The 26,418-nt window shown below is 41.8% G+C and carries 21 protein-coding genes; 15 read left to right on the top strand and 6 right to left on the bottom strand.

Going from position 1 to position 26,418, the window contains the following annotated elements; all coding sequences use genetic code 11:
- The first annotated feature begins 53 nt into the window (after nt 1–53).
- From NLP_RS06420 to gshB, 7 genes are all read left to right on the top strand, one after another.
- Entirely contained in the window at nt 54–1,415 is a 1,362-nt protein-coding gene (locus NLP_RS06420) for an AAA family ATPase (protein ID WP_104905664.1), read from the top strand.
- Entirely contained in the window at nt 1,396–2,763 is a 1,368-nt protein-coding gene (locus NLP_RS06415) for a tetratricopeptide repeat protein (protein WP_104905663.1), read from the top strand. Before NLP_RS06420 ends, NLP_RS06415 begins: the two co-directional genes overlap by 20 nt.
- Before the next feature lie 92 nt (nt 2,764–2,855).
- Nucleotides 2,856–3,110: a UPF0175 family protein gene (locus NLP_RS06410; RefSeq protein WP_199784845.1), complete on the top strand. Its 255-nt coding sequence runs from the start codon at nt 2,856–2,858 to the stop codon at nt 3,108–3,110.
- Nucleotides 3,111–3,329: 219 nt separating this feature from the next.
- The gene (gene hflX, locus NLP_RS06405; RefSeq protein ID WP_104905661.1) at nt 3,330–5,099 is read left to right on the top strand and encodes a GTPase HflX; all 1,770 of its coding nucleotides are present in this window, start codon (nt 3,330–3,332) and stop codon (nt 5,097–5,099) included.
- Between the two features lie 143 nt (nt 5,100–5,242).
- Complete coding sequence (locus tag NLP_RS32895; RefSeq protein WP_158680310.1) at nt 5,243–5,392, top strand: hypothetical protein; 150 nt, start codon at nt 5,243–5,245, stop codon at nt 5,390–5,392.
- A gap of 97 nt (nt 5,393–5,489) precedes the next feature.
- Nucleotides 5,490–5,762, top strand: coding sequence for a glutaredoxin 3 (gene grxC / locus NLP_RS06400; protein WP_104905660.1), 273 nt, complete (start codon nt 5,490–5,492; stop codon nt 5,760–5,762).
- A gap of 238 nt (nt 5,763–6,000) precedes the next feature.
- Complete coding sequence (gene gshB / locus NLP_RS06395; protein WP_104905659.1) at nt 6,001–6,975, top strand: glutathione synthase; 975 nt, start codon at nt 6,001–6,003, stop codon at nt 6,973–6,975.
- Between the two features lie 460 nt (nt 6,976–7,435).
- Here the strand turns inward: gshB and ftsZ are convergent, their stop codons facing one another.
- The 3 genes from ftsZ to NLP_RS06375 form a co-directional block, all read right to left on the bottom strand.
- Nucleotides 7,436–8,758 (bottom strand): cell division protein FtsZ, encoded by a 1,323-nt coding sequence (gene ftsZ / locus NLP_RS06390; protein WP_104905658.1) that lies wholly within the window; start codon nt 8,756–8,758, stop codon nt 7,436–7,438.
- A 60-nt stretch (nt 8,759–8,818) separates the two neighbouring features.
- On the bottom strand, nt 8,819–9,106 hold the full coding sequence (locus tag NLP_RS06385) for a hypothetical protein (RefSeq protein WP_234017235.1): 288 nt from the start codon (nt 9,104–9,106) through the stop codon (nt 8,819–8,821).
- A 735-nt stretch (nt 9,107–9,841) separates the two neighbouring features.
- Complete coding sequence (locus NLP_RS06375) at nt 9,842–10,675, bottom strand: cell division protein FtsQ/DivIB (RefSeq protein WP_104905656.1); 834 nt, start codon at nt 10,673–10,675, stop codon at nt 9,842–9,844.
- 903 nt (nt 10,676–11,578) lie between these two features.
- Here NLP_RS06375 and NLP_RS06370 point away from each other — a divergent pair.
- Entirely contained in the window at nt 11,579–12,910 is a 1,332-nt protein-coding gene (locus tag NLP_RS06370) for a P-loop NTPase fold protein (protein WP_104905655.1), read from the top strand.
- Between the two features lie 84 nt (nt 12,911–12,994).
- Nucleotides 12,995–18,043: an nSTAND1 domain-containing NTPase gene (locus NLP_RS06365; RefSeq protein WP_104909792.1), complete on the top strand. Its 5,049-nt coding sequence runs from the start codon at nt 12,995–12,997 to the stop codon at nt 18,041–18,043.
- Between the two features lie 117 nt (nt 18,044–18,160).
- Here NLP_RS06365 and NLP_RS06360 read toward each other — a convergent pair whose 3' ends face one another.
- Nucleotides 18,161–18,508, bottom strand: coding sequence for a hypothetical protein (locus NLP_RS06360; protein ID WP_104905654.1), 348 nt, complete (start codon nt 18,506–18,508; stop codon nt 18,161–18,163).
- A 284-nt stretch (nt 18,509–18,792) separates the two neighbouring features.
- Nucleotides 18,793–18,957, bottom strand: a complete 165-nt coding sequence (locus NLP_RS32890; RefSeq protein ID WP_158680309.1) for a hypothetical protein — start codon at nt 18,955–18,957, stop codon at nt 18,793–18,795.
- A 331-nt stretch (nt 18,958–19,288) separates the two neighbouring features.
- Here NLP_RS32890 and NLP_RS06355 point away from each other — a divergent pair, with 331 nt between their 5' ends.
- The 6 genes from NLP_RS06355 (at nt 19,289) to NLP_RS06330 (ending at nt 25,986) form a co-directional block, all read left to right on the top strand.
- The gene (locus NLP_RS06355) at nt 19,289–20,122 is read left to right on the top strand and encodes a photosystem II manganese-stabilizing polypeptide (RefSeq protein ID WP_104905653.1); all 834 of its coding nucleotides are present in this window, start codon (nt 19,289–19,291) and stop codon (nt 20,120–20,122) included.
- A gap of 765 nt (nt 20,123–20,887) precedes the next feature.
- Entirely contained in the window at nt 20,888–21,664 is a 777-nt protein-coding gene (locus NLP_RS06350) for an RNA polymerase sigma factor SigF (RefSeq protein WP_104905652.1), read from the top strand.
- 166 nt (nt 21,665–21,830) lie between these two features.
- Entirely contained in the window at nt 21,831–22,706 is an 876-nt protein-coding gene (locus NLP_RS06345; RefSeq protein WP_104905651.1) for a hypothetical protein, read from the top strand.
- A 2-nt stretch (nt 22,707–22,708) separates the two neighbouring features.
- A complete protein-coding gene (locus NLP_RS06340; RefSeq protein WP_104905650.1) occupies nt 22,709–22,960 on the top strand; it encodes a hypothetical protein in 252 nt (83 codons plus the stop codon).
- A 387-nt stretch (nt 22,961–23,347) separates the two neighbouring features.
- Entirely contained in the window at nt 23,348–24,631 is a 1,284-nt protein-coding gene (gene glyA / locus NLP_RS06335; RefSeq protein WP_104905649.1) for a serine hydroxymethyltransferase, read from the top strand.
- Between the two features lie 104 nt (nt 24,632–24,735).
- Nucleotides 24,736–25,986 (top strand): competence/damage-inducible protein A, encoded by a 1,251-nt coding sequence (locus NLP_RS06330; RefSeq protein ID WP_104905648.1) that lies wholly within the window; start codon nt 24,736–24,738, stop codon nt 25,984–25,986.
- A 64-nt stretch (nt 25,987–26,050) separates the two neighbouring features.
- Here the strand turns inward: NLP_RS06330 and NLP_RS06325 are convergent, their stop codons facing one another.
- Nucleotides 26,051–26,305: a hypothetical protein gene (locus tag NLP_RS06325; RefSeq protein WP_104905647.1), complete on the bottom strand. Its 255-nt coding sequence runs from the start codon at nt 26,303–26,305 to the stop codon at nt 26,051–26,053.
- Between the last annotated feature and the right edge of the window lie 113 nt (nt 26,306–26,418).

Raw genomic sequence — 26,418 nt, 5'->3', positions numbered from 1 at the left:
CAATCCCCGCGTAAACTTGCGTTATCATCGCACTAAACTAGTAAATTCTACCTATGGTTCAGGATTTTGCAACTTTGAAAAAAATATACAACGTTTTTGACCCATTTCGTCCCTTGCCCGCAGGAGATCCGGTTTATGTCGATTGTCAGGAAGTGCGAGGAGATGGCGACATTTTAGTAGAGGTGGGTAGAGAGATTTTGTACTCAGACAGAAAGACTTGTCAACTTTATGCTGGTCATCGTGGTGCAGGCAAATCAACAGAATTGCTGCGTCTTCAAAAATATTTAAATGAAGAAGGTTGTTTTGTTGTCTATTTTGCCGCCGATGAACAAGATATCGAGCCGGAAGATGCCCAATATACAGATATTCTCCTTGCTTGTACACGACGTTTATTAGAAGCATTAAAAGATAAGGGTGATTCTAAACCTTTGATGTCATGGTTGAAAAGCCGCTGGGATGATTTAAAAGATTTGCTACCTGACGTATCTTTAGAAGGTCTGGAGGTAGAGAAGGAAATTTCTCTTTTTGCCAAAATCACAGCCAAATTGAGAACCGAACCTAGTCTCCGCCACAAAATCCGCGAACGACTTAACCCCCACACCCAAACTTTGATTTTGGCTTTGAATCAATTTATTGAAGATGCAAAAAAACGCTTACCTTCGGAATATTCTCAATTGGTAGTCATCGCTGATAATCTAGATCGGATTGTACCCATACCCCAGGAAGATGGACGCAGCAATCACGAACATATTTTTTTAGACCGTAGCGAACAACTCAAAGCTTTAAATTGCCATCTAATTTATACAGTACCGATTTCATTGGTGTTCTCTAACCGCGCTACAGATTTACGAGATATCTATGGTAGCGATGCTCAAGTTTTACCAATGATTATGGTGCGAACTCCTAAAAATAAAAGTTATCAACGAGGAATTAATAAAGTCCAGGAATTGTTGCAAAAGCGGGTGAGTCAGATTGACCCTAACCTTTCTATCTCAGATATGTTTGAGCAGCCGGAAGCTTTACAGCAACTATGCTTAATGAGTGGAGGTCATGTGCGGAATTTGCTATTATTAATGAAGGAAGCAATTAAATATACTAATAATCTACCCATTACGACTAGAGCTTTACAACGGTCAATTAGCGAAACTAGAATTACCTACCGCAATACAGTTTATGCAGATGAATGGCAAGCACTAGCCAAAGTTTATCATTCTAAACGAATAGTAAATGATGAACAACACCGTAACTTATTATTCAATCGCTGTATTTTGGAATATCGCCACCGTGATAAAGAAGAACAAATTCAATGTTGGTATGATATTCATCCTTTAATTAAAGGAATTAAAGAATTTCAGGATGCTTTTGATAATTTGAACCTTAGTGAAACACAGCTTGATGAAACTGGAACTGACTGATTGGGATAAAGATTTACCACTGGAACCAGATGAAGAATATCAAGCCTTAGTCCGTACTCTGAACTTTACAGAAGGCTTTGGCTTGTTATTTGCTCGTTGTTATCCGGCTGAGGGTGAGCAGTTAATTGGCAAAGTTAAAAAAGAAATTACAAATAAAAATATTGAGGTTTTACCATTAAAGCAAGCTGTTACTAATTTATATGAAATCATAGATAAATTAGATAATAAAGAACAGATAGATATTTTAGTTATTACAGGTTTAGAGCATTCATTTTATGAATATGAAGAGTCTAAAAGATTGACAAACTGGAATAGTAGAGATATTTATTCATATAGTTGGAAGAGTGTACCGCCTGTTTTAATTAACCTGAATCAACAGCGAGAACGTTTTAGAGATAGCTTTAATATTTGTTTTGTTTTCTTCCTACCTCTATTTGCTATTAAATATTTTATCCAACGCGCCCCAGACTTCTTTGACTGGCGTTCGGGGTTGTTTGATTTTCCTATAGATGCAGAAACTCTTAAGCAGGAATCATCACGTATACTCCAGGATGGAGACTATGAAAAATATCTCACGCTAACACCAAAAGAAAGAACTCAAAAAATACTAGAAATTCAGGAATTGCTTGCAGAAAATCATCAAGTAACTAGTAGCCAAGCAGAATTACTGCTTGAGTTGGGAAATTTGCACTTTGCTGGACAAGATAATACAAAGGCGATCGCATCCTACGACCAAGCACTGAAAATTAAACCAGATAAACACGAAGCTTGGTACAATCGCGGCAATGCGCTAGATGATTTAGGACGCACTGAAGAAGCGATCGCCTCCTACGACCAAGCACTGAAATTTAAACCAGATGATCACCAAGCTTGGTACAATCGCGGCAATGCGCTAGGCAATTTAGGACGCATTGAAGAAGCGATCGCATGCTACGACAAAGCTGTGAAAATTAAACCAGATTTACACGAAGCTTGGTACAATCGGGGCATTACGCTAGATGAATTAGGACGCAATGAAGAAGCGATCGAATCCTACAACCAAGCACTGGAATTTAAACTAGATTACCACCAGACTTTGAACAATCGGGGCATTGCGCTACGCAAATTAGGACGCAATAAAGAAGCGATCGCATCCTACGACAAAGCACTAGAAATTAAACCTGATTATTCAAGGGCTTTATACAATAAAGCTTGCTGTTATGCCCTTCAAGGTAATATTGAACAGGCACTAGAAAACCTACAAAAAGCAATTGTTATAAGTCCTGATCAATGGCGTAAATTGGCAAAAACCGATTCAGGTTTTGATAGCATTCGGGAAGATGAGCGCTTTCAAGCTTTAATTCAATAACCGCTATAGAGACTAAACTAATGTAGCGATGATCGCCTTCACACTCTTACTGAAAATACTAATTTAAATTAAAAGCGATTATCTTGATAAAAATCATGTCACAACTCAAAATTGACTATCCAGAAACTTTACCAGATGCCTTACAGCAAACGCGAGAGCAGTTTGAACAAGAAGCTAAAATGGCAATGGTAGTTAAACTATTTGAAATGAAACGTATTTCTTCTGGTTTGGCTGCACAATTAGTAGGTATAGATAGGGTATCTTTTTTACTTAATTTACACCGTTATGGTGTAGCGATGATTGATTTAACAGAAGAGGAACTTATATCTGATTTAGCGAATGCTTGAAAATAATATATTTGAATCTTACTCCCCTTCCCTAGTAGGGAAGGGGTTGGGGGTTAGGTCTCTATTGGACTCAACTGAGAACCGCCATAGGCTCAAATAAATACCCACCGTGAACTAATTACTAACGCATCCCTCAAAGGAGAGAGATAGGAGCCGAAACCCTGTTGTAAAATAAACATATAAGGATTCGGGGGGCCATTTAACTGGTCATAAACGCCTATAGAAACTATTTTTGGAAATCTCCAAGGTCTGAAGTCCAGCCAGCTGAAGCAACTACAGCGGCTGTATCACCAGCGCATACCGGGCGATCGCATCACCACGCCTGAGTTTTCCCAGCGTATGGCAGCAATTAGCACAGAAGTCAATCAGCCTGTGTGCGCCTACATCAACCGTCGCGGACAAGTGATTCGTGTCGGCGTAGGTACACCGCGCCAAACGCAAATACCACCGATGGAATTACCCCGTTACGGTGCAGAACGACTCAGTGGTATTCGTTGTATTGCCACCCATCTGAAGCCAGAACCGCCCAACGAAGCGGCGCTCACGGCGATGGCACTACAACGCTTAGATGCCCTAGTTGTCCTAAATATTACCGGAACCGGATTTACACGGCGGGGAGGCGGTGCGACTGGGTATGTCAAAGAAGCTTATCTAGCTCATCTGACACCCCAAGAGTCTCGCACTCTGATTCCTAGTCCTGCTGCTGTCAAGGTAGAGGAAAGCCAATTCGGCTTCGCTCACAATAAACAAATCCAATCCCCAAGTTGGAATATATCGCCACCTCTGGATTTGGATGATCTGGCAGACCAGGATTTAGTAGACTTGGTAGAAAATCTGGAAGCGGAATTCCAGCGCGAATTTATCGCCCAGGAAGTAGATGCTGACCACGATCGCGTGCTGATTGTGGGGCTGATGACTAGTGAGATGACTCCCCTACAATTCCAAGATACCCTAGTGGAATTGGCACGGTTAGTTGATACTGCTGGAGGAGATGTATTACAAACAATACAACAAAAGCGATCGCGCATTCATCCCCAGACGGTAGTTGGCGAAGGTAAGGTGCAAGAAATTGCCCTAACTGCCCAAACACTAGGAGTCAACCTCGTTGTCTTCGACCGCGACCTCTCACCTTCCCAAGTCCGCAACTTAGAAATGCAAATTGGTATCCGGGTGGTTGACCGTACCGAAGTCATTTTGGATATCTTTGCCCAACGTGCTCAATCTGGTGCCGGTAAGTTGCAAGTAGAACTAGCACAGTTAGAATACATGCAACCGCGACTGGCTGGTAGAGGTCGCACCATGTCCCGATTGGGTGGTGGTATTGGGACTCGTGGCCCTGGTGAAACCAAACTGGAAACTGAACGCCGTGCTATTGGGCAGCGTATTTCCCGACTGCAAAAAGAAGTGAACCAGTTGCAAGCCCATCGTTCGCGGTTACGGCAACGACGACAGCATCGAGAAGTTCCTTCAGTGGCTTTGGTTGGATATACCAACGCTGGTAAGTCCACTTTGCTGAATGCTCTCACCAATGCAGAAGTTTATACAGCCGACCAGTTATTTGCCACTCTCGACCCCACCACCCGCCGCCTGGTGATTCCTTATGGCGAAACAAATGAACATCAGGAAATTCTGATTACAGACACAGTAGGGTTTATACACGAACTGCCTGCATCGTTAATGGATGCCTTCCGCGCCACTTTGGAGGAAGTCACAGAAGCCGATGCCCTACTACATTTAGTGGATTTGTCTCATCCCGCTTGGTTACGTCATATTCGCTCAGTCAGAGAAATTTTGGCACAAATGCCAATAACTCCTGGCCCAGCGCTAGTTGTTTTTAACAAGATTGATCAAGCCAATAGTGAGACGCTAGCTCTAGCTAGGGAAGAATTCCCCCTCGCGGTATTTATTTCTGCGAGTCAGCGCTTGGGATTAGAAACCCTACGTCAGCGCCTTGCCAAGCTGATTGAATACGCCGTTGATTCCCAGTAAATACCGAAAATAAATTTTGAATTTATAAAAACTAATGCCGTAGTTGTATTAACTACGGCATTAGTTTTGAGTATTTATACGGTTGTCTACTGTATTTAAGCTCTAATTAATAATGACTGTGGAATTTGCTAAATGACAATACCATGAAAAACGTGCTAAATCAGACAGACGCTAACAGCAAGAAAGCTGATGCTGACAAAGCTCAGACAGACGCTAACAACAAAAAAGCTGATGCTGACAAAGCTCAAAAAATAGCTGACAAAGCTCAGAAAACATTTTATTTAATACAATAAAATGTTTGATGTGGGCTTAGATTAAAACAGGATAGAGTCGCTAGAGCCAGTGACAAAGTTCTAAAATTAAGAAATATTAAATCAAGTTGAGGACATCATGGCTGCAAAAGTAGAAATTTACACCTGGAGGACTTGCCCATTTTGCATTCGTGCCAAAAGTTTGCTGAAAAATAAGGGAGTTGAATTTATCGAATACAGCATTGATGGAGATGAAGTAGCCAGAAATAAAATGGCTCAAAGAGCAAATGGAGGCCGTTCTTTACCGCAAATTTTCATCAATGATAATCATGTAGGTGGTTGTGATGATATCCACGCTTTAGACAGTCAAGGCAAACTGGATGAGCTACTAACTTCTAGCAATAGCCTGTAAGTTTAGAAGATATTGCGATCGCTAGCGACAAGCCGCTGCAAATTACACGGCAGTCCCTACAATTCTAGAAAAAGAACGCCCTGCCTTGTCTACGGGCTTCCTCACAAAAGCGATATCTGTCCACAAGACTTTACCCTCTAGGTTATACTCAGCAGTACATATGTACGTCAATTGGTGAGAGCATCAAGAGATAATAATTGAATAACCATTTAATTTCTTGGTGATTGAGGTATAAAGGGTGAAACTGGCTTTTATCATTGATCCCATCCATCTACTTGACCCGTGTCATGATACCAGTGTTGCCCTAATAGAAGCAGCCCAAATCCTGGGACATGAAGTTTGGGTGACTCAGGCAAATCTGCTGAGTGTGGTGGAGGGCAAAGCTTGGGCTGTCCTACAGCGAGTCGAACTTGTACCAGTGCAGTTGGTGGAGGGACGCTGGGTAGCGGCGAATCCTTGGTATAAGTTGAACGATTCCTCCTTAACTTCTTTAGAGACAATGGACGCCGTATTTATGCGGACAGATCCACCTGTCAATGATTCTTACCTATATGCCACCTATATTCTCGATTACATTGACCAAAATAAAACTCTGTTGATTAACAGTCCCAGTGGCATCCGAGGGGCAAATGAAAAAATGTACGCCCTCCAGTTTACTAAAGCGATTCCAGAAACGATTGTCAGTGCTGATAAGCAGTTTATCCGGCAATTTGTGGAAGCAAAAGGAGCAGGGGTTCTCAAACCGCTGGGTAATAAAGCTGGGGAAGGAATTTTGTTTTTGCAATCAAGCGATCGCAATTTTAACTCCATTGTTGAACTCAGTACCCTTCAAGGTAAAGTCCCAGTAATGGTACAAACTTATTTACCGGAGGCAAAAGAAGGAGATAAGCGGATTATTTTGCTCAATGGTGAACCAATTGGTGCGCTCAATCGCCTTTCTAGTGGAACTGATTTTCGCAATAACATGGCAACTGGTGGTACAGTCGCTCAAACCGAAATTACCCCAAGAGAGTATGAAATCTGTACTCAAGTCGCCGAACGCTTATGCCAAGACGGCTTAATTTTTGTGGGTCTTGACGTCATCGGTGGCTACCTAACTGAAGTTAACGTCACTAGTCCTACCGGAATTCGTGAGATTGATCGCCTAGATGGTACTCGCCTAGGTCATCAAGTTATTCAATGGATTGAACAGACATTAAAAATCCAAAAATAATTTACATTTATTTTTTGGTTGATGTCTTAGTCCCCAGTAAACAGACTTTCTTCGGACACTTCCGTGGCCGGGTTCAATCCGCTACTTTTTGAAAGTAAATATATTTACTTATGCGGAATATGAGTTTAATAGATGGTGACGGGTAGATGTATCAATGTCTAAGACGGGCTGTGACGCTCTTGCGTCGCTAACGCTACGCTATTGGTGATGCATCCTTAGTTGGGCAGGTATTTCTATTGTTTATCTTCTTAAAGCATAGCCGGACATGCAAGCCAGTAGACTCCTGCCCAAATTCATTCTATAAAGTAGTGTTGACGAGCTTTTTTACCAATTGACAAAATTGGGTACGGCAAAAGATTGCTTATCCCTGCCCTTGGTAAAACCCTGGCGGAAGTAGCAGATTTTATACAGCGTTCAGCCTGACCTGAGACTGCTAAGTTAATCTAAAATTCAAAATCTTTTAATTCCTTGGGGTACGTCGGTTTCTCAGAAAATCAGGTATATCTAATCCAGGTTTTTCTTTTGGTTCTGGTATTGGAGTTGGAGTTGGAGTTGAACTTGGAGTTGGAGTTGAGGTTGGGGGATTAACTACAGGTTGCTGTGTTGTTGGACGCTTTGAGGTATTAGGTGCTACTCGAACGTTAGCCACGCTTTGTTGTACCGCAGCTTGCACTTCACCTGTAAATCCGGTGGCAATTACAGTAATTCTTACCTCACCTTGAAGCCTGTCATCAATTACAGCCCCAAAAATAATATTGGCGTTGGGATCAACTACCTCATAGATTGCTTCTGCGGCTGCATTCACTTCATGCAGAGTGAGATCAGTCCCACCAGTAATATTAAATACAACTCCTCTAGCGCCTTCAATAGAACACTCTAGTAATGGTGAAGAAATAGCTGCGATCGCAGCTTCTCTAGCTCTAGATTTTCCAGAACTAACACCAATTCCCATCAATGCCGATCCCGCATCTGCCATCACAGCTCGAACATCAGCAAAGTCAACGTTTACCAAACCGGGGATCGTGATGATATCAGAAATACCTTGCACCCCCTGACGCAGCACATCATCTGCATAGCGAAAAGCTTCTTGCACAGGCGTTTGTTCGGGGATCACTTCCAGCAGTTTATTGTTGGGGATAATGATCAGTGTATCTACTCTACTTTTTAATCCTTCAATACCTTGTTCCGCTTGGCTGGTGCGGCGGCGTCCCTCAAAAACAAATGGACGTGTGACTACACCAACAGTAAGAGCGCCCATTTCTTTGGCCACTTCTGCCACGATTGGTGCTGCACCCGTCCCAGTACCACCCCCCATACCAGCAGTGATAAATACTAAATCTGCACCCTCTAAAGCTGTAGCAATTTCGTCCCGTGATTCCTCAGCTGCCTTTTGACCGATGGCAGGATTACCACCTGCTCCTAAACCTCGTGTTAGCTTCTGTCCGATTTGCAATCGACTTGGAGCGCCAGCTAAGGTAAGAGCTTGGGCATCAGTGTTAATTGACCAAAACTCTACCCCAGAGACATCAGACTCGATCATGCGGTTAACAGCATTGCCACCACCACCGCCGACACCAATCACTTTGATATTGGCGACCCGACCAGGAACAATCTCGCCAATTCGGCTGTTTTCCGGAGAAACTTTCTTATTATCGTGATTTGGCCCGAAATTCAGCCCAGAGTTATTAAAGGGATTGGTCGAGTTAACTGCCAGAGAGAACCCAGGCTGTCCCGTAGATTGGGAATTTTTATAGTTAAGTCCTTGGTTATTATCAAGTGTCATTGGATTTGTGAAAGGGTAGATAAACGACTTTTTCAGGTGTTATTCACCTAAGAGTCAACTTTAGTTTGACAATGCCACAATACTATGGCGTTGTTCTTTATTGTTTTCACTACTGCCAAGCCTAACAGAATTGGCAGTGCGAAAATTTGCTATGGGATAAGCTTTTAACACAGCCGATCGCACAGCCAATTCTAGAGAAGTATACCTATATTTATCTAAAACTGACTTGTATAACTTCAACCAGACATTAATTTCTTCATTATTCTCAGCAAGGGGCATAACTTGTAAAGACACATTACAGCCTATCTTCTCTGCCTCAATAATAATATTGTTAATAGGTTTCACCATTGGGGATGAGCGCAACTTTAGACACAAAATTTACCTTTTACTTACTTATCCTTAAGGTTAAACTAAGCAAGAATTTACTTGTCAGACTATACCTGATTAATTTGTTGTTTGGGTGGTCTCAATGGACACTTTATTGGAGCAATAGTCTATCCTACAAGAACCCTGACTAGTGCGGACAACAAATCAAGATTTCCTAAGAGATTTCGTCACCTAATAGGAATTACAGCACAGAGCAGTCCAAACTTATTGCCCAAAAGCAATGCTTACGCAACTTTGGGTGGCATTTTTAGTTACAGATTGAAACTTCGGTAACCTGTCTTTGGAAGTGTCCTCAACAGACCAAAGTCAGAGCCTTTTTGCCTCTGCACTTGAATGGCGGCGTAAACCGTTCTCATTAGTGCCCTCTGCTCACGAGTCTGAATCTGAATCTGAATTAAAAGCTCAAGCAACTTTCTCTTTTTTGCACTGGGTTTAGTCAAAGAATGTATGGACAGAAGGCGTTTTCACGCCATAGACCATCATTAGATTGTCTGACATCTTGCACCCTACTATTAGATGTTAGGGTAACAATTAAGGGTCTGTTACTCCCAATGGAGATTTTATAATTGATCTTCTCATTTTAATTAGAAGTTAATGCCGATTTTCGTGCGATTTGCTGGAAAACTGAAAATAATAAATATATTTATCAGCATAAAGCTTCTTAATTTACTAGGAGCTATCAAAATAATAAACATGCTAAATGCTTTTAGGGATTTTGGGAGTTAATTTTTGGTCTTTTTGGTTCATTTGTACTAATGGGAAATCGGGATTTTTTAGATCAATATACTCTATTTGACTGGAATTAAATTTTGTTGTTAAATGGCGCATTTGGGCGAGTACCTTAATTTGTTCAGATAACTGGGGGCCTGGCACACCGAGATGCACGTTTCCTAATTCTGTTTTCAAAATTAAATTTGTTGGATTTTGGCAATCAATTTCTATAACTTTCACGGGACTCTGGCTCACAGCTTCATGGAGTTGAGTCCAGTAAAGGCAGTATTGATTTGGCGAACCAATTACTCTGAGATTGGGTAATTTTTTAGTGGGATTCAGTGATGTATATTTTTCTAAAGGCATCCAGGCCCCACTTGCGTCTAGTAAGCCGATTGTTACTTTTTTGTTGCCACGTGTTTGAGTTACCGCTACAGGTACTCGTTCTTGGATTTCAATGATTAATCCAGGAGGAAATAGGCGGCGTCTGACGATCGCTTGAGCAATAGTTGGTTGTTTCTTCAAAGAGTTAGCGATCGCTGACGGTTCAATCCGCCACAAAGACTGAGGGTAAGACAGCACCAACAATGACTGAGTTGTTTGATCCGACAGCAATTTATTGCCTGATTTCATCACTATTTGTTTGGGAGCCTTTAGCATCCACACTGGTTGGACTGCCACCCACAACAATCCACCCGCCAAACCAGTAATGGCAAAGGTTCGCCAAATAGCTTGAATAATTCTCATCTGCCGCTGCCGACGCAATTTCTGACGACGCTGGGCTAGATGCGTGCGGGAAACTGATATTATGCCAGCCATTCACACCCCTTTTTGGTTGCAATCTAAATTCCTTGACAAGCTCATATCATTATTAATTTCAGTAAACACTGTTAGCATCTTTTAGCCGTTCTCCTCAAGACTTTTTTTATTTTTAGTAACACTTTACAGTAACTACGCAAGGATTATGGCGCTAGTCATTATTCCTATTAAAGTTTACGGTGTCCATTTTTAACTGACTGTAGTCTTTTTGACAAGTTATTTTTGAAGATTTTTACTTAAAAATTACAAAATATTAATTGAGATGTATGGGATTTTGCCTTCTTGACAAATAGAAGGTGAAATGATAAGCAAGTATTTCTGAATCTCTGTATACCTTGCTATAATTCATACTAGTTAGATTCATTAGCTATCCAAACTGAGGATCATGAAATTTTGTAGCTTTTTTTACTTACTTCCTAAGCCATATAATTTTGTGGCAGGCCAAACAGAAGCGAGAGATTGTCAAAACCTCAAGAGCAGGTGTAAAAAAGACAGATATGCTTAAAGACTGAGGGATCGAATGGTACGAATAAAAGATGAAATCCTTGCCAGACATGGGTGTAGGGGATAGGGTGTATGTTCGGAAAAATCAAGAAAAGTAAAAATAAGTACGAACATAAATAAATTTCTTTGCTACGCAACGCTGGCGCGAACGTCACTATACCCCACACCCTACACCCCACACCCAAAAGCTTTGCAGATAATGGGTTTGCATTATCTTAGTGCCATTCGCTATTAGGGTCAATTAATTCTCTAACATACTACTGACAGTAATCTGGCAACAAGTGCTGTCTTTTACAAGACACTACCATCTTGCGAGTTAATCCTGTGTCTACATCCTAGATCAGGATTAATTGTATAAAAAATCCAAACTAAACTGCATCTACATAAACCTCTACATACATGAAAACGACATTAAATTTGTCACGTTTTTATAAAGCATGTAACCCTAGCTACACGCTAAATATAAGTAACGTACTAGATCGGCAGTATTACATAGATTTTGCTGATGTACGTGGTTGCAAGATTGTCGAAGAATTGCAACGAACTATTGTTCGTATTTCTCCTGACGAGCCAACCTGTCAGTTATTTACGGGTCATATCGGCTGCGGTAAGTCAACGGAATTGCAGCGCCTCAAGACAGAACTAGAATTGGCAGGATTTCATGTGGTTTATTTTGAGTCCAGTCAAGACTTAGACATGGCAGATATTGATATCAGCGATATTTTGTTGAGTGTAGCCCGTCAAGTCAGTGCCAGTTTAGAAGGGATTAGTATCAAACTCAAACCTGGTTACTTTACCAATTTGTTTAAAGAAGTAGGCGATTTTTTGCAAAGCCCCATAGAGCTTTCTGGACAAGCAGAGTTGTCCTTGGGTATTGCCAAAATTACCGCGAAAACTAAAGATAGCACCCAGATGCGGAATCAACTGAGGCAATATCTGGAACCACGTACCAATAGTATTTTGCAGGCGATTAACGAAGAGATTTTAGAAAAGGCTGTTGAACAGCTAAAGCTAAGGGGTCAAAAAGGACTGGTAGTGATTGTAGATAATTTGGATCGAGTGGATATGCGTCCCTTAGCATCCGGGCGATCGCAACCAGAATATCTCTTCATTGACCGAGGCGAACAGTTACGCCGACTTAAATGCCACCTAGTTTACACAATTCCCCTAACGTTAATTTTCTCCAATGAGTATGAGACACTAAAAAATCGTCTGGGGGGAGGGATTGCACCAAAAGTACTGCCGATGGTATTAGTGCGGCAAAGAGATGGCAGTGACTACGAACCAGGGATGTCACTAGTGCGCCAGTTAGTTCTAGCTAGAGCTTTTCCAGAAGTTCCTTTGAATAGCAGACTTTTATTAATTACAGAATTATTCGATCACTCCCAAACATTGGATCGTCTATGTCGCGTTAGTGGTGGTCACATTCGTAACTTATTGGGCTTACTTTATAGCTGCCTGCAACGACAAGATCCGCCTTTTTCTAGGGACTGCTTAGAAGCCGTGATTAAGGACTACCGCGACGATCTGCTATTAGCTATTGATGAGTCCCAGTGGGAATTATTGTTTGAAGTAGTACAGCAACAGAGAGTTAAAGGTGAGTCTGACTATCAGAGCTTACTAAGAAGCATGTATCTGTTTGAATATCGCGATCCTGTAGGGCGCTGGTTTGGTATCAGTCCAGCCTTGGCAGAAACAGAAAAAGTTTTGGCTTGGCAACAAAACAAGTAACAGTCAATTGTCATTTGTCATTGGTCATTTATTAGTGAACTAATGACCAATGCCCCATATCCAATGCTTAATGCCCCATATCCAATGAATAATGACAAACAGCTACGCGTCTACACCAAAGAAAATCAGCATACTTTACAAAGATTGATTAGAGCGATCGCACTTTCTGAAGGTCAATTTGCTCTGATTTTAGTTCGATGCAACTATGGGCGATTACGTGAGCAAATGTTAGAAAATATTCGCTCGAATACCAAAGAAATTAATATCAGAGAAATCGTTCTCAATCCATCAACTACTTCTTTACACAGCACAATAATCTCAGACCTATCTTTAGATAATCCTGCCGTCCTTACAGACTCTTTACCGTCTGCTGTAATGATTTTCGGTATTGAGTCAACTACCGACCTAGAAAACTTACTTACAGGCATCAACCAAGCACGAGATATCTATGCTGCTACTTTTCCATTTCCAGTGGTATTGTGGCTACAAGATGATGTGGCATCATTGCTTTCAAGATTAGCGCCTGATTTCAAAAGCTGGGCTGCAACCACTATTAAATTTGAAATGGCCAAAGCAGATTTAATTGCTTTGATCTCTCAAGAGGAAGAATCTCTATTTGCCAAAGTTTTAGAAGCAGGTGCTGAAACGTTTTTATCTAATGCCTTCTTAGATTTAGATCCCAAATCCCAACACCGCCACGAAATAGAATCAGCCCGTAATGATTTGCTGCGCCTGTATGGCGTTAAATTAACACCAGGATTAGAAGCTAGTTTAGAATTTGTGTTGGGGCGAGATAAATACGCCAACGATCAAATTAATGGTGCTTTAGCCAATTATCAAAGAAGCCTAGCATTATGGCAGCAGGAAGCAAGCAGAGTAGCAGAGTGGGAGAGTAATTCTTCTTTGCCCCTCTCATCCCCTCAACCTATGCCCCCCTCATCTTTACTCAAGCAAGCAATAGTACTATTCCACTTGGGGCTTTGTTATCACCGAATGGCAGACTTATACCAGAATACTAGTAGCTATTGCGAACATGCTCTGTCGTGGTTTAAACAATGCTTGGAGCTATTGGAGGAGGTACAAAGAGAAGACTTAGTTGCTAAATTCATTTTGCCTGCTTGTGAAATGCTGCAACGTCTACAAGCCTGGGATGACTTAAAAGAATTAGCTCAAAAGTCATTACACTTACATAAAACTTATGGAACTCCCGCACAAGTTGCTCAAAATTATGGTTTTTTGGCAAATGTGGCGGCTTCAGAATCGAATTGGGTACTGGCTCATGAATTAGCAAATACAGCGCTTTCTATCTCCGAAGAAGTAACACAAGTTTCTCTGCGAGATGCTTTGCAAAGACGACGACAAGAAAGTTGGTATCTTCTGTTGCTAGCACGCACACAACGGCATTTGAGTGAGTGCGAGGAAGCTATCAATAACTTGGAATGGGCGAGGGTAGTTTGTGAGCTACAACATCAGCCATTACTTTACTTAGAGATTTTAGAGGAACTGCGATCGCTTTACTTTTTTGAGTGTCATAACTATACAGAAGCCTTTAAGCTGAAGCAAGAAAAAATTAAAATAGAACATCAGTATGGCTTTCGTGCCTTTATCGGAGCAAGTCAATTACAGCCACAACGCCCTAGAATTAACCCAGTACTAGAACCTCACAAAATACCGTTTATTCCTGAAGAAATTGCTCAAGAAATATCTGCTTCTGGACGGCAACAAGATCTCAATCGCTTAATTGAAAGAATTGCCCGCGCTGACTACAAACTCACAGTTATTTATGGACCATCTGGTGTAGGTAAAAGTTCAATTATCAAAGCTGGTTTAGTGCCAGCACTCAAGGGAAAAGTTATCGGTGAACGCATTCCTATACCGATTGTTTTATCTGTTTATACTGATTGGATAACAATCTTGAGCAGCAGTATCAACCAAGCGCTAGCATACACGGGAATATCGGTTAATATTGACTCTACACCCACCATAATACTAGAAAGAATCCGGTTAGCATGTGAGCGCAATTATACGATAGTTATCATATTAGATCAGTTTGAAGAATTTTTCTTTGTTAGTAATCCTTCTACACAAAGAATAGAATTCTATAAATTTTTTAGCGAATGTTTAAACATTTCTTATGTAAAAATCATTCTTTCATTACGAGAAGATTACTTGCATCATTTATTAGAGTTTGAACGTTTGAGTCAGAAAAATAGTACTGGCTTATATGATTTAGGAGTAATTAATAAAAATATTCTTGATAAGGATATTCGCTACTATTTAGGAAAATTCTCTAGCCAAGATGCCAAAGCCATAATTCACAGTCTTACTCAACGTTCACATTATGAACTAAGTGAGGAATTAATTAACCGATTAGTCCAGGATTTGACAGGAGAACTAGACGAAGTACATCCAATTGAATTACAAATAGTTGGTGCTCAACTACAAATAGAAAACATTACGACACTTGCAGAATATAAGCTTTGTGGTGGCTCGGCAAAATTGGTGGAACGCTGGTTGGGGGAAGTTATCAAAGACTGCGGTCAAGAGAACGAAGAGTTAAGTTGGAAATTATTATTTGAGTTAACAGATGAAAAGGGGACACGACCTTTAAAAACTAAAGCTGATTTAGCGGCTGCATTAGTTAATAATTATGATATAGATACGATATCAAGTTTTGACAAAGTTGGAGAACTGATCTTAGAAATATTGGTGGGTTCAGGATTGGTATTGCGAGTTAGAGAAGAGTTAGGCGATCGCTACCAGTTGGTTCACGATTATTTAGTTGAACCAATTCGCCAAAAGAACAACTATGGTATGCTCGCCGAATTAGAAAAAATCAAATTTGAAAAAACTAGAGCGGAAGCAGCCCAACAACTCAGTCAAAAGCAACTAAATTTGGTATTGCAACGACGACTGCGAGAAGCACGGATAGCAGGTGCAATCTTAGCAATTATGGGGGGAACAATAGCAGCGTTATGGTGGCAAGCCGACTTACAAAAAAGAGCAGCAGTTCGTCAAACTCTACGAGCTGAACGCAGTGAAACCAACTTGAAAATTAGTGGAATCGCTGCTGCTAGCGAAGCTTTGTTTGCCTCTAATAAAGAATTTGATGCCCTATTAGAAGGTTTGCGGGCTTGGAGAGGACTTAAACAAGCAGAGATCGTGCAGCCAGATACCCGAATGCGGGTAGTGACAGCCTTGCAACAAGCAGTTTATGGGGTAACCGAGGTTAACCGCTTGGAAGGGCACACTGATGTTGTCTGGGGAGTAACTTTCAGCCCGGATGGTCAGTTGCTAGCATCAGGTAGCCTAGATCGAACGGTGAAACTTTGGCGTCCTGACGGTACCTTACTCCAAACCCTCAAAGGTCACACTGATGCTGTCACCTGTGTAAGTTTTAGCCCTGATGGTCAAACCCTAGCGTCTGCCAGCCTCGACAAAACAGTGCAAATTTGGCACAAAAACCCAGTTACAGGTGAATTTGACCCCAAGCCATATAAAACCCTGAAAGGATACGGAGATTCGGTTGACAGCGTTAATTTCAGTCCTGATGGCGAATTGTTAGCTACTGCTAGTAAGGATACAACCGTAAAACTCTGGCGTAAAGACGGTAGCTTAGTAAAAATACTGAAAGGGCATCGAGGATGGGTTAACTGGGTAAACTTCAGTCCCGATGGTCAATTCATCGCTTCGGCCAGCGATGACAAGACAGTGAAAATCTGGCGACGGAACGGTAATCTTGTTACAAGTTTGCAGGGACATCAACAGGCTGTGATGATAGCTGTTTTCAGCCCGGACGGTAAATTCTTGGCCTCAGCTGGTCTAGATAAGACAGTGAAACTTTGGCAAAGGGAAAGTAACAGCACTAAAGACGGTTTTGACTTTCGTCCTTACAAAACTTTACGGCAGCATAGCAAAACAGTGTGGAGTTTGAGCTTTAGTTCCGATAGTAAAAAGTTAGCTTCTGCAGGTGATGACAAAACCATAAACCTCTGGAGTACTACTGGTACTTTACTCAAAACCTTCAAAGGACACAGCGATTATGTTGTCAGTTTAGCTTTCAGTCCAAATAACAAATTGCTAGCCTCAGGAAGTTACGACAAAAGCGTTAAACTATGGAGTTTAGACGCCCCAAGACCGTCTATTCTTCAAGGGCATCGGAAGCGAGTTTTGAGCATTGCTTGGAGTCCCGATGGCCGGATGCTAGCTTCTGGTAGTCGCGATCGCACTGTAAAACTTTGGCAACGATACACCAGTAGTGGCGAGGTTAAAACCCGACTTTACAAAACTTTAGTGGGGCATACAAATGAAGTTACTAGTGTCAGTTTTGACCCCAAAGGTGAAATGCTGGCTTCAGGAAGTTTTGACAAAACAGTGAAACTTTGGCGGTTGGACGGTACTTTAATCATGACTCTCCACGGGCATAGCAATAGTGTGATGAGCGTGAATTTCAGTCCTGATGGTCAGTTTTTGGCATCAGCTAGCAAAGATAAAACAGTGAAACTTTGGAACCGTGAGGGCAAGTTACTCAAAACCTTAGTGGGGCATCAGGATTCGGTAAATAGCGTAAACTTCAGCCATAATAGTCAAGTTTTAGCCTCTGCCAGTGATGACCAAACTGTTAAACTTTGGCAACAGGATGGTACATTGTTAAAAACTTTCTCGCCCCATGACAGCAGGGTGACAGGTGTCAGCTTTAGTCCAACTGATGAGTTACTGGCTTCTGCCAGCTGGGATAACACCGTGAAACTGTGGCGACGAGATGGGACGTTATTAAAAACCTTATTAAAAGGGTACAGCGATAGCGTCAATGCCGTGACTTTCAGTCCCAATGGTGAATTACTCGCTGCCGCCAGTTGGGACAGTACAGTGAAACTCTGGAGTCCTGAAGGCAAGTTAATTAAAAGTCTTAATGGACATCGCGCTGGAGTATTAAGTGTCAGTTTTAGCCCAGATGGTCAAACACTAGCATCAGCTAGTGATGACAACACGGTAATTCTGTGGAATTTACATCTTGATGATCTGCTTGTCCGTGGTTGCGATTGGGTGGGTGATTACCTTAAGCACAACCACAATCTTGAGGAGCGCGATCGCCTTCTTTGTGATGGCATAAACCGTACAAACCCTTTTTAATTACGAATTACGAATTATGAATTAGGTTGAAGCCTCAATGAGTAACCGCTCTTGATTTAGCGGTTGATGAGGCGATCAAAGTTGTTAATTCAGAGCTAGAAATAAATTTCGACCTAATCAACCCAAAGAGCGATCGCTCTCCAAGAGTTCATGGCTATTTTCTTCGGGAGCCTCTTGTGGCAAATTCGCTAAAAAGGCTTGTAGCCTCATACGCTCAATATAGGGCCAGCCTCCCTCAGACTCAATATCTTTCAGCAGTGAATAAAGTTGGCGACGGTTAACAGGCAAACTCTCTTGAAAAACCCCATCCCGGATCTCTCGGTGCAACTGCTCCAATTGTCGCAGCAAAGCCAAAAGAGCTACAGTATCGCCTTCAGAAGCTGTAGCTGCATCAGACACCACAGTTGCGATCGCTTGCAGTTTACCAGATAACTTCTCTGATTCAATATTTTTGTGATCGTTCATGCCATCCTTTGCGTATAAATGAGGTCAACTCAAATTTACCGGAGATTTTTAATTTTCCCTAGTTTGTTAGTTGTTTCCCTGTCACTGCATCTCCTCACTTGCCCTAGTTAGGGGTGAATATAACTAGATTTGTATCTTTATCAAAAGCAATTGCGATCGCTCCAAAAAGAGCGTAGTAACCTATAGCATAGGCTCTACAGAAGCTAGATGCGATCGGGACGAGACTTTCTTGGATTTTGAGAACTTTGATTTTGAGTTAAAAAAAATCGTATGATCTGGCTGATTTACCCATCCAAAAATGGGCTGTATGTAGTGGCGTCACATACATGATACAAAAAGACTTGGGCGACGACGCTTTTGCCATCAGCAAAAGCAAAGTGCGAAGCAAACACTCCTGTTCGCACTTTTCGAGGCAAACATTTATGCATCTCTGTATGAGGCTTACTCACCTGCCCAACTCTAACAAATGCCACCAACAGTAAAACTGCTGGTTTTTTGCTCCCCTAGTGACACACATCCAAAATGGATGCAGTGTGCTACTTAGTCTGGGGTTTACACTCCAAGCTCAAGAGAGCGACACGTTTAACTACGTTTAGCAGAGAAAAGTTTGAGCAGCGTCTGACAACTAGACACCCGAACACTTGCTTCAACTCTCTTAATCAGAGCAAAGCCGTGTCCGAACAAAAGTAGCTTTTCGCAGAGTAGCGGCTTCTCATCAGAGATCAAAGCTTCGATGCAGTTTTACAACTTAGATATTAATTTTTGAGATTGAGGTTGACCATGAGGTATCGCGCTTTAATTGTTGCATTCTTGGCTTTGTGCCTGGGGCTAATAACTGCTTGTAGTGATGCTCCTGCTACTAGCAGTAGAGATGTACTCACTTACGATCAAATTCGCGGCACTGGCTTGGCTAACAAATGCCCCCAACTAACAGAAACACGCCGTGGCTCTATTCCCATTGATTCTAGCCAGTCCTATGCCATCAAAGAACTTTGCTTGGAACCAACTAGCTTCTTCATCAAAGAAGAACCTGCTAATAAACGCCAAGAAGCAGAATTTGTTGCTGGCAAATTGTTGACCAGATACACTTCCACCATTGACCAGGTGCAAGGCAACCTAAAAATCAACTCAGATAATAGCCTCACCTTTGTGGAAACTGATGGTCTTGACTTCCAAGCCATCACTGTGCAACTTCCTGGTGGCGAGCGAGTACCTTTCCTCTTCACTATCAAAAACTTGGTTGCTCAAACCCAACCCAGTTTGACCAGTATTAACACCTCTACGGACTTTGAAGGCACTTTCAAAGTTCCTTCCTATCGTGGTGCTGCCTTCCTAGATCCCAAAGGTCGTGGTGTCGTCAGTGGCTACGATAATGCCGTGGCTCTCCCCGCCCAAGCAGATGATGAAGAGCTTACCCGCACTAACGTCAAGCGTGCTGAAAATCTTAATGGCAAGATTTCTCTGCAAATCGCTAAAATAGATGGCTCTAGTGGTGAAATTGCTGGTACTTTCGAGAGCGAACAGCCATCTGATACAGATTTAGGTGCTGGCGAACCTAAAGAAGTCAAGATTCGCGGTCTATTTTATGGACGGGTTGAACCGACTCGTGGCTAAATCCTCGAAAGTAAGGCAACTGACTGGCACTCAGAATGACAATTCTGTAAGTATCAGACTTGATCGCAAAAGTTAACCTATTTACCCTCTTTTTTCAAGAGGGTAGATAGATTTTCTACAAAAATTGGGAAAAGTGAAATCTGAGTAAAATTGGGGGCAAAATAGCCCTGGCAATTGGGAAAATTTTTATCCCTCAGTCTTATGGGTCATTTGATTCATCTGTTTAACCTTTTGCCTTTCATTAAAACACTATAGACTTAAGTACAAAAAAGGGTGAGATGCCCTTTTTTTATTGGGCTTGCGTAAATATACATAAGATTTTTTTAAATTATTAGTAATTTTTAATTATTGGATAAATTTTAGTTGAAAGAGTACGTAGTTTCACTGTAAATCTAACTTTTGCTTATCAAACAAAAGCTCAACTACTGTTGTTTTGTTTCTCTAAATTAACTTCATCATTAATTAATTCAAATTAAGTACAATCTCGGTTTGATATTTAGTGATTAATTTTATATTTTATTTCTATGTGGTTCTAAAAAAGCTACAGATCATACCAAAGATAAATAACCAACTAAATAGCGATTTCGCCCATTTAAATTTTGCTCGATTGTCAAGTAACCTATGGAGTTTTGATAGAAAATCTTTATTATCTACCATAGCAAATGCTTAGGAAATATAGCGCAATATTTCCTTTAATATCGTGCGATCGCAGCTGAATTTAAAAGCGAATAATTGATTCTTTATTTGCTCAATAAACCCGGTGCTATGCCTACCACAGTCACCACTGAACTAAAGCACGAAATTTGGCAGTTGTTGCGAGAATATCAGCAATCTCCGTCAGAAAATATCCGCAATCAACTGGTAAAACTCAATTTTGGACTGGTGAGAAAAGAAGCTCACTACTGGACAAATCAATGTCATGAAACCTACGATGATTTGCTCCAGGTTGGATGTTTGGGTTTAATCAGAGCTATTGAAAGATTTGAAATTTCCAAGGGACATGCCTTCAGTTCCTACGCTCTTCCCTATATTCGGGGTGAAATTCAACACTATCTCCGAGATAAAGGTGTCACCGTGCGAATTCCTCGGAGATGGTTAGCACTCCAACAGCAAGCAATAGGAGTATCACGTTCTTGGCGTGAAAAACACAATCGTCAACCAACCGACTCGGAATTAGCAGCGGCACTGGAAATTTCTCCAAATGAATGGCAAGAAATTAAATTAGCATGGGTCAATCGCGCTCCTTTGAGTCTTGATGTGCCAATCCAAGATGGAGAAGAAGGTTCTACCTGCTTGGGAGAATTGGTTCCAGATCCTCACTATCGCAGCTTTCAACTGGCACAAGAAGACCAACTTCGCTTACAACAAGCATTGGTTCAACTAGAGAAACGCACCCGCGACGTGTTGGAATGTGTGTTTTTGCAAGATTTGACCCAAAAACAAGTTGCAGAACATCTGGGCATCAGTGTAGTAACAGTTTCCCGTAGAGTCAAGAAAGGACTGGATTTGATGAAAGAGCTTATGGGTGTGGCAGAAGATTGACTGCTAGCAAACACCAAACCGCAGTTATACTGGGTAAGCAGTGCTAAAAATAACCCTTAAAATGTAAAAAATTAGGTTATAAAGGGAACATACTTTGCCTTTGATCCAAATTTTAGGCATGTTGATTTCCACTTTTCAATTTTCCAATGGCTTTTGAGAAAGGCTCATGGGCAGAACTTCAAAAATTACAATTGCAGCTATTCTAACTTTGGCGATCGCTGGATGTGCTTCTGAAGATACACAACAAGCTATCAATCCTGTGCCAATTCCCAAAATAGCAAAAAAGTCGCCACCAGCGGCTCAATCTTTTAAGAATCCAGTGATACCTGCCAAACAGGTTTCACAAGTTAATCTTGCATCTGTTAACTTGATTCAATCCACTAATGCTACAGAGCGGGCACGAGAACTTGTGGTATCAAAAGATCGAAGCGATCCTTTTACACAACTTTTCGGGCAGACTCTTCCCGGAATGGCTAAAACATCTGGAAGACCAGTTCCCGTGTTGCCTAAGCTACCTACTGCAACCATAGTAAAACTAAAACTTCCAACACGCAGCATTGCTTTAAATCCAAAGAAAAACAACGTTTCTTCTCTACCAAAAAAAGTCAATCCTATCTTGACTAAAAAAGTCAATCCTACCTTGACTTCAGTGTTGCCTAAAGTTTTGCCTCAAGTTGTCCCCAACCCCACTTTAGTCTCTGTATTGCCACCGCCAGCACAGCCTGAGTTAGCAAGGGCAGTGGTTGTGACTGGTGTAGTTTTAATTAGTAAAGAACCACAGGCAATTATCAAAGTACCCGATGAACCAACAAGTCGCTATGTACAGGCGGGACAACGATTAGCAAATGGCGTACTGATTAAACGCATTGAAATGAATCAGGGCTACAACCCCATCGTGATTTTGGAACAATATGGTATTGAAGTTGCCAAAATGGTAGGGGAAGGGGCTGTCAAATCAACGTCGTCAGCTGCATCTGCTACCGGCAATGCTATCTCAGTGACAACGCCCCCCCAAAATTCTTTTAATGTGGGAGCTTCATAAAGATGGAGACTAATGAAAAAGTTGAATTTGCTGGTTTGCCTTTAGCTGTTTATAGAGAAATAGCAGCTCATTTACGTCAAGTTGAAGGGGTGAAAGTGGATTTAATTCCCCAGTCATCCCAACAGTTTGATTATAATCAAAGTCAAATTGCTGGCTTGAGCCTCTCGTGGACACCAAACTCTAACTTAGAAAGTCGGCAACGAGTTAACCAGATTTTGGCTTACTATCAAAATCGCTATATTAACCCTATTTGATTTTTTGATTTGTGAGAACTGCAACCCGCAGAACCCCGACTTATTATAGAAGTCGGGGTTCTTGTTGTTCACGAATCATTCTGAAGTTCATTCTACAGAGCAGCGATCGCAGTAAGCATTATTTCACACAGGTTCATAAAGAATACTGTCTAACGGCCTCACAACATGCAGCAAGGTGAGGATTTCAAAAAGCAACGTTATGATAATTAATGCATTAATCGAGCTTGGGTCTAATAATAAATAAGTTGGCACAAATAAACCTTCAGAGTACGGAGACTATTAATCGCCTCTGTACAGCAGTCAAGAGCAATGGTTTTTGACTGTATATTTAGGTGCTGCGTCCAACCAAAATCAGCCGTTGTACAAATTTCCATAAGGATAATTCAAGTGACTAGGACTAATTCAGACTTTCTTTCTTCCAGCGATCCGGCGATCGCAGGGTTAATCAACGACGAACTACAGCGTCAGCAAGACCATTTGGAGTTGATTGCTAGTGAAAACTTTACCTCTGCCGCTGTACTGGCGGCTCAAGGTTCAGTACTGACAAATAAATATGCTGAGGGTTTACCTGGTAAACGCTACTATGGCGGTTGTGAATTTATCGACAAAATCGAGCAACTAGCGATCGACCGTGCTAAACAGATATTTGGTGCGGCTCATGCCAATGTCCAACCTCATTCTGGCGCACAAGCTAATTTTGCAGTATTTCTATCGCTGCTGGAACCAGGGGACAAAATTATGGGGATGGATTTGTCTCATGGGGGACATCTCACCCACGGTTCCCCTGTAAATTTTTCAGGTAAGTGGTTCCAAGTTAGCCACTACGGTGTAAGTCCACAAACAGAACAACTTGACTACGATCAAATTCGCGAGCTGGCGCTGAGGGAGCGTCCTAAGCTCTTGATTTGCGGTTATTCGGCTTATCCCCGTGTAATTGACTTTGAAAAGTTCCGTAGTATTGCTGATGAGATCGGCGCTTACTTACTTGCCGATATTGCTCACATTGCTGGTTTAGTTGCCAGTGGTCTTCATCCCGATCCCATTCCTCACTGTCACGTAGTAACAACAACTACTCATAAGACTCTACGCGGCCCTAGAGGTGGTTTAATCTTGACTGGCGACGCAGAACTAGGTAAAAAGCTAGATAAATCTGTTTTTCCTGGCAGCCAAGGCGGGCCATTGGAACACGTTATTGCTGCCAAGGCAGTAGCTTTTGGAGAAGCCCTCAAGCCTGAGTTTAAAACTTATTCTGCCCAAGTGATTGAAAATGCTCGTGCTTTGGCCGAACAACTGCAAAATCGTGGTTTAAAGTTAGTATCTAACGGTACTGACAATCATTTAATCTTAGTAGATTTACGCTCTGTGAGTCTAACTGGTAAGCAGGCAGATCAGCTAGTAAGTACTGTGAATATTACTGCTAACAAGAATACTATTCCCTTTGATCCGCAGTCGCCATTTGTTACCAGTGGTCTGAGGTTAGGTTCGCCAGCAATGACCACACGGGGCTTAGGAGTAGCAGAATTTACCGAGATTGGAAATATTATTAGCGATCGCCTGCTTTCTCCAGATTCCGAGGTAGTAACCCAAGATTGTCGGCAACGGGTAGCAGCATTGTGCGATCGCTTCCCCTTATATCCTCACCTGGAAATTCCTGTACCAGCACTAGCATAATTGGGTATGGGGCATTGGGCATGGGGCATTGGTCAATATGTTCTTCTTCCCCTGCTCTCTCCCCACTCCCTACTCCCCATTCCCCACTCCCTATTCCCAATCTAATGAGTGCAGAAATTATTTGTGTTGGTACTGAACTATTGCTAGGAGATATCCTCAACGGCAATGCTCAATTTTTGGCGCAACAATTAGCGCAGCTAGGTATTCCCCACTACTATCAAACAGTGGTTGGGGATAATCCAGAACGGTTGAAGCAAGTTATAGAAATTGCTATTTCCAGAGCCCAAATTCTCATTTTCACTGGTGGACTCGGCCCCACACCAGACGATCTAACTTGCGAAACCATCGCCGATTTTTTTAAAGTCCCGTTGGTAGAACGTTCTGACATTATCGAAGACATAATCCAGAAATTCGCCCAACGTGGTCGGGTTATGTCACCAAGTAACCGCAAGCAGGCTTTGATTCCCCAAGGTGCAGAAATTCTACCCAACCCTACTGGAACAGCACCCGGTATCATTTGGCAACCCCGTCCTGAAATCACGATTTTTACCTTTCCCGGTGTTCCCAGTGAAATGCATCCGATGTGGGAAGAAACAGCAGTCCCATTTCTCAAAAGTCAAGGTTGGGGTAAAGAAATTATTTACAGTCGGAGTTTAAAGTTTTGGGGTATTGGTGAATCTGTTTTAGCAGAAAAGGTTGCTTCCTATTTGAAATTGCCAAATCCCACAGTAGCGCCTTACGCAGGTAAGGGGGAAGTGAGATTGCGAGTTTCTGCAAAAGCAAATTCAGAAGCAGCCGCAGAAGAACTAATTGCGCCCATTGAGAAACAACTTAAAGAAATTGCCGGACTGGATTTTTACGGTGTTAATAATGATACTCTTTCTACCGTAGTCGGTGAGTTGTTGCGGGCATCAAAAGAAACACTTTCGGTGGCAGAATCTTGTACTGGTGGCGGTTTAGGGCAAATGTTGACTGAGATTTCTGGGAGTTCTGATTACTTTTGGGGTGGAGTAATTTCTTATGACAATTCGGTGAAGGTTGGGCTGCTGGGGGTTAACCCAGAAGATTTAGATAAATTTGGGGCGGTAAGTGGTACTGTTGCAGAGCAAATGGCAATTGGAGTCAAAACCCGCCTTGCAACAACTTGGGGACTGAGTATTACTGGAATTGCTGGCCCAACTGGAGGGACAGATACTAAGCCGGTGGGTTTAGTTTATATTGGTTTGGCTGGGCCAAAGGATGAAGTGGCAAGTTTTGAGTATCAATTTGGTGCAGTGCGAGGACGCGCTCTAATTCGTCATGTAAGTGCGAATGCAGCCTTAGATAATTTACGACGGAAGTTGTTGACGAAGTAGGTAACTTAAGAGCGCGGTATCCGCGTCTCTATCCTCCTAAAGATGACCTTATCAGGTTTTGCCATTACTGAGTAATAACATTCAGTGGTTGCAAGACAGTATTGATAAGCACGAATTGGTCAGAAGTAAAAATGACATTTACGTATTCATAGCTTCCAACTAACTTTTGATTGGGGATGGCAATATCTACTGCATAACCTTCGGGATTTTTGTAGCATTCTCCAATTGTTCCCAGTGTATTTTTAGGAATCATCTCGTCGGCAAAGTCTGGTTGTACTTCTACCAATGTTTTTATTTGATCGTAAAGTTTAGCTTTCATTGTTATCTTCCTTTCGTTGGTTTACTTGCAACGAGTTTGTGATTAGTCGGGGAATCTCTTTTCCATTTATTTTAAAAGCGATCGCACTTGTTTAAAAGGCAAGTTAAATCGGA

This window comes from Nostoc sp. 'Lobaria pulmonaria (5183) cyanobiont' (assembly GCF_002949795.1).
In the GTDB taxonomy this organism is placed as follows: domain Bacteria; phylum Cyanobacteriota; class Cyanobacteriia; order Cyanobacteriales; family Nostocaceae; genus Nostoc.
The sequence above is the reverse complement of the archived record's forward strand: the minus strand, read 5'-3'. Positions and strand labels throughout refer to the sequence as shown.

Coding starts and splice junctions, on each gene's coding strand:
- NLP_RS06420 (WP_104905664.1), top strand. CDS start 54: ATGGTTCAGGATTTTGCAACTTTGAAAAAAATATACAACGTTTTTGAC.
- NLP_RS06415 (WP_104905663.1), top strand. CDS start 1,396: ATGAAACTGGAACTGACTGATTGGGATAAAGATTTACCACTGGAACCA.
- NLP_RS32895 (WP_158680310.1), top strand. CDS start 5,243: ATGAAAAACGTGCTAAATCAGACAGACGCTAACAGCAAGAAAGCTGAT.
- grxC (WP_104905660.1), top strand. CDS start 5,490: ATGGCTGCAAAAGTAGAAATTTACACCTGGAGGACTTGCCCATTTTGC.
- ftsZ (WP_104905658.1), bottom strand. CDS start 8,758: ATGACACTTGATAATAACCAAGGACTTAACTATAAAAATTCCCAATCT.
- NLP_RS06385 (WP_234017235.1), bottom strand. CDS start 9,106: ATGGTGAAACCTATTAACAATATTATTATTGAGGCAGAGAAGATAGGC.
- NLP_RS06375 (WP_104905656.1), bottom strand. CDS start 10,675: ATGGCTGGCATAATATCAGTTTCCCGCACGCATCTAGCCCAGCGTCGT.
- NLP_RS06370 (WP_104905655.1), top strand. CDS start 11,579: ATGAAAACGACATTAAATTTGTCACGTTTTTATAAAGCATGTAACCCT.
- NLP_RS06365 (WP_104909792.1), top strand. CDS start 12,995: ATGAATAATGACAAACAGCTACGCGTCTACACCAAAGAAAATCAGCAT.
- NLP_RS06360 (WP_104905654.1), bottom strand. CDS start 18,508: ATGAACGATCACAAAAATATTGAATCAGAGAAGTTATCTGGTAAACTG.
- NLP_RS06355 (WP_104905653.1), top strand. CDS start 19,289: ATGAGGTATCGCGCTTTAATTGTTGCATTCTTGGCTTTGTGCCTGGGG.
- NLP_RS06350 (WP_104905652.1), top strand. CDS start 20,888: ATGCCTACCACAGTCACCACTGAACTAAAGCACGAAATTTGGCAGTTG.
- NLP_RS06345 (WP_104905651.1), top strand. CDS start 21,831: ATGGGCAGAACTTCAAAAATTACAATTGCAGCTATTCTAACTTTGGCG.
- NLP_RS06340 (WP_104905650.1), top strand. CDS start 22,709: ATGGAGACTAATGAAAAAGTTGAATTTGCTGGTTTGCCTTTAGCTGTT.
- NLP_RS06330 (WP_104905648.1), top strand. CDS start 24,736: ATGAGTGCAGAAATTATTTGTGTTGGTACTGAACTATTGCTAGGAGAT.
- NLP_RS06325 (WP_104905647.1), bottom strand. CDS start 26,305: ATGAAAGCTAAACTTTACGATCAAATAAAAACATTGGTAGAAGTACAA.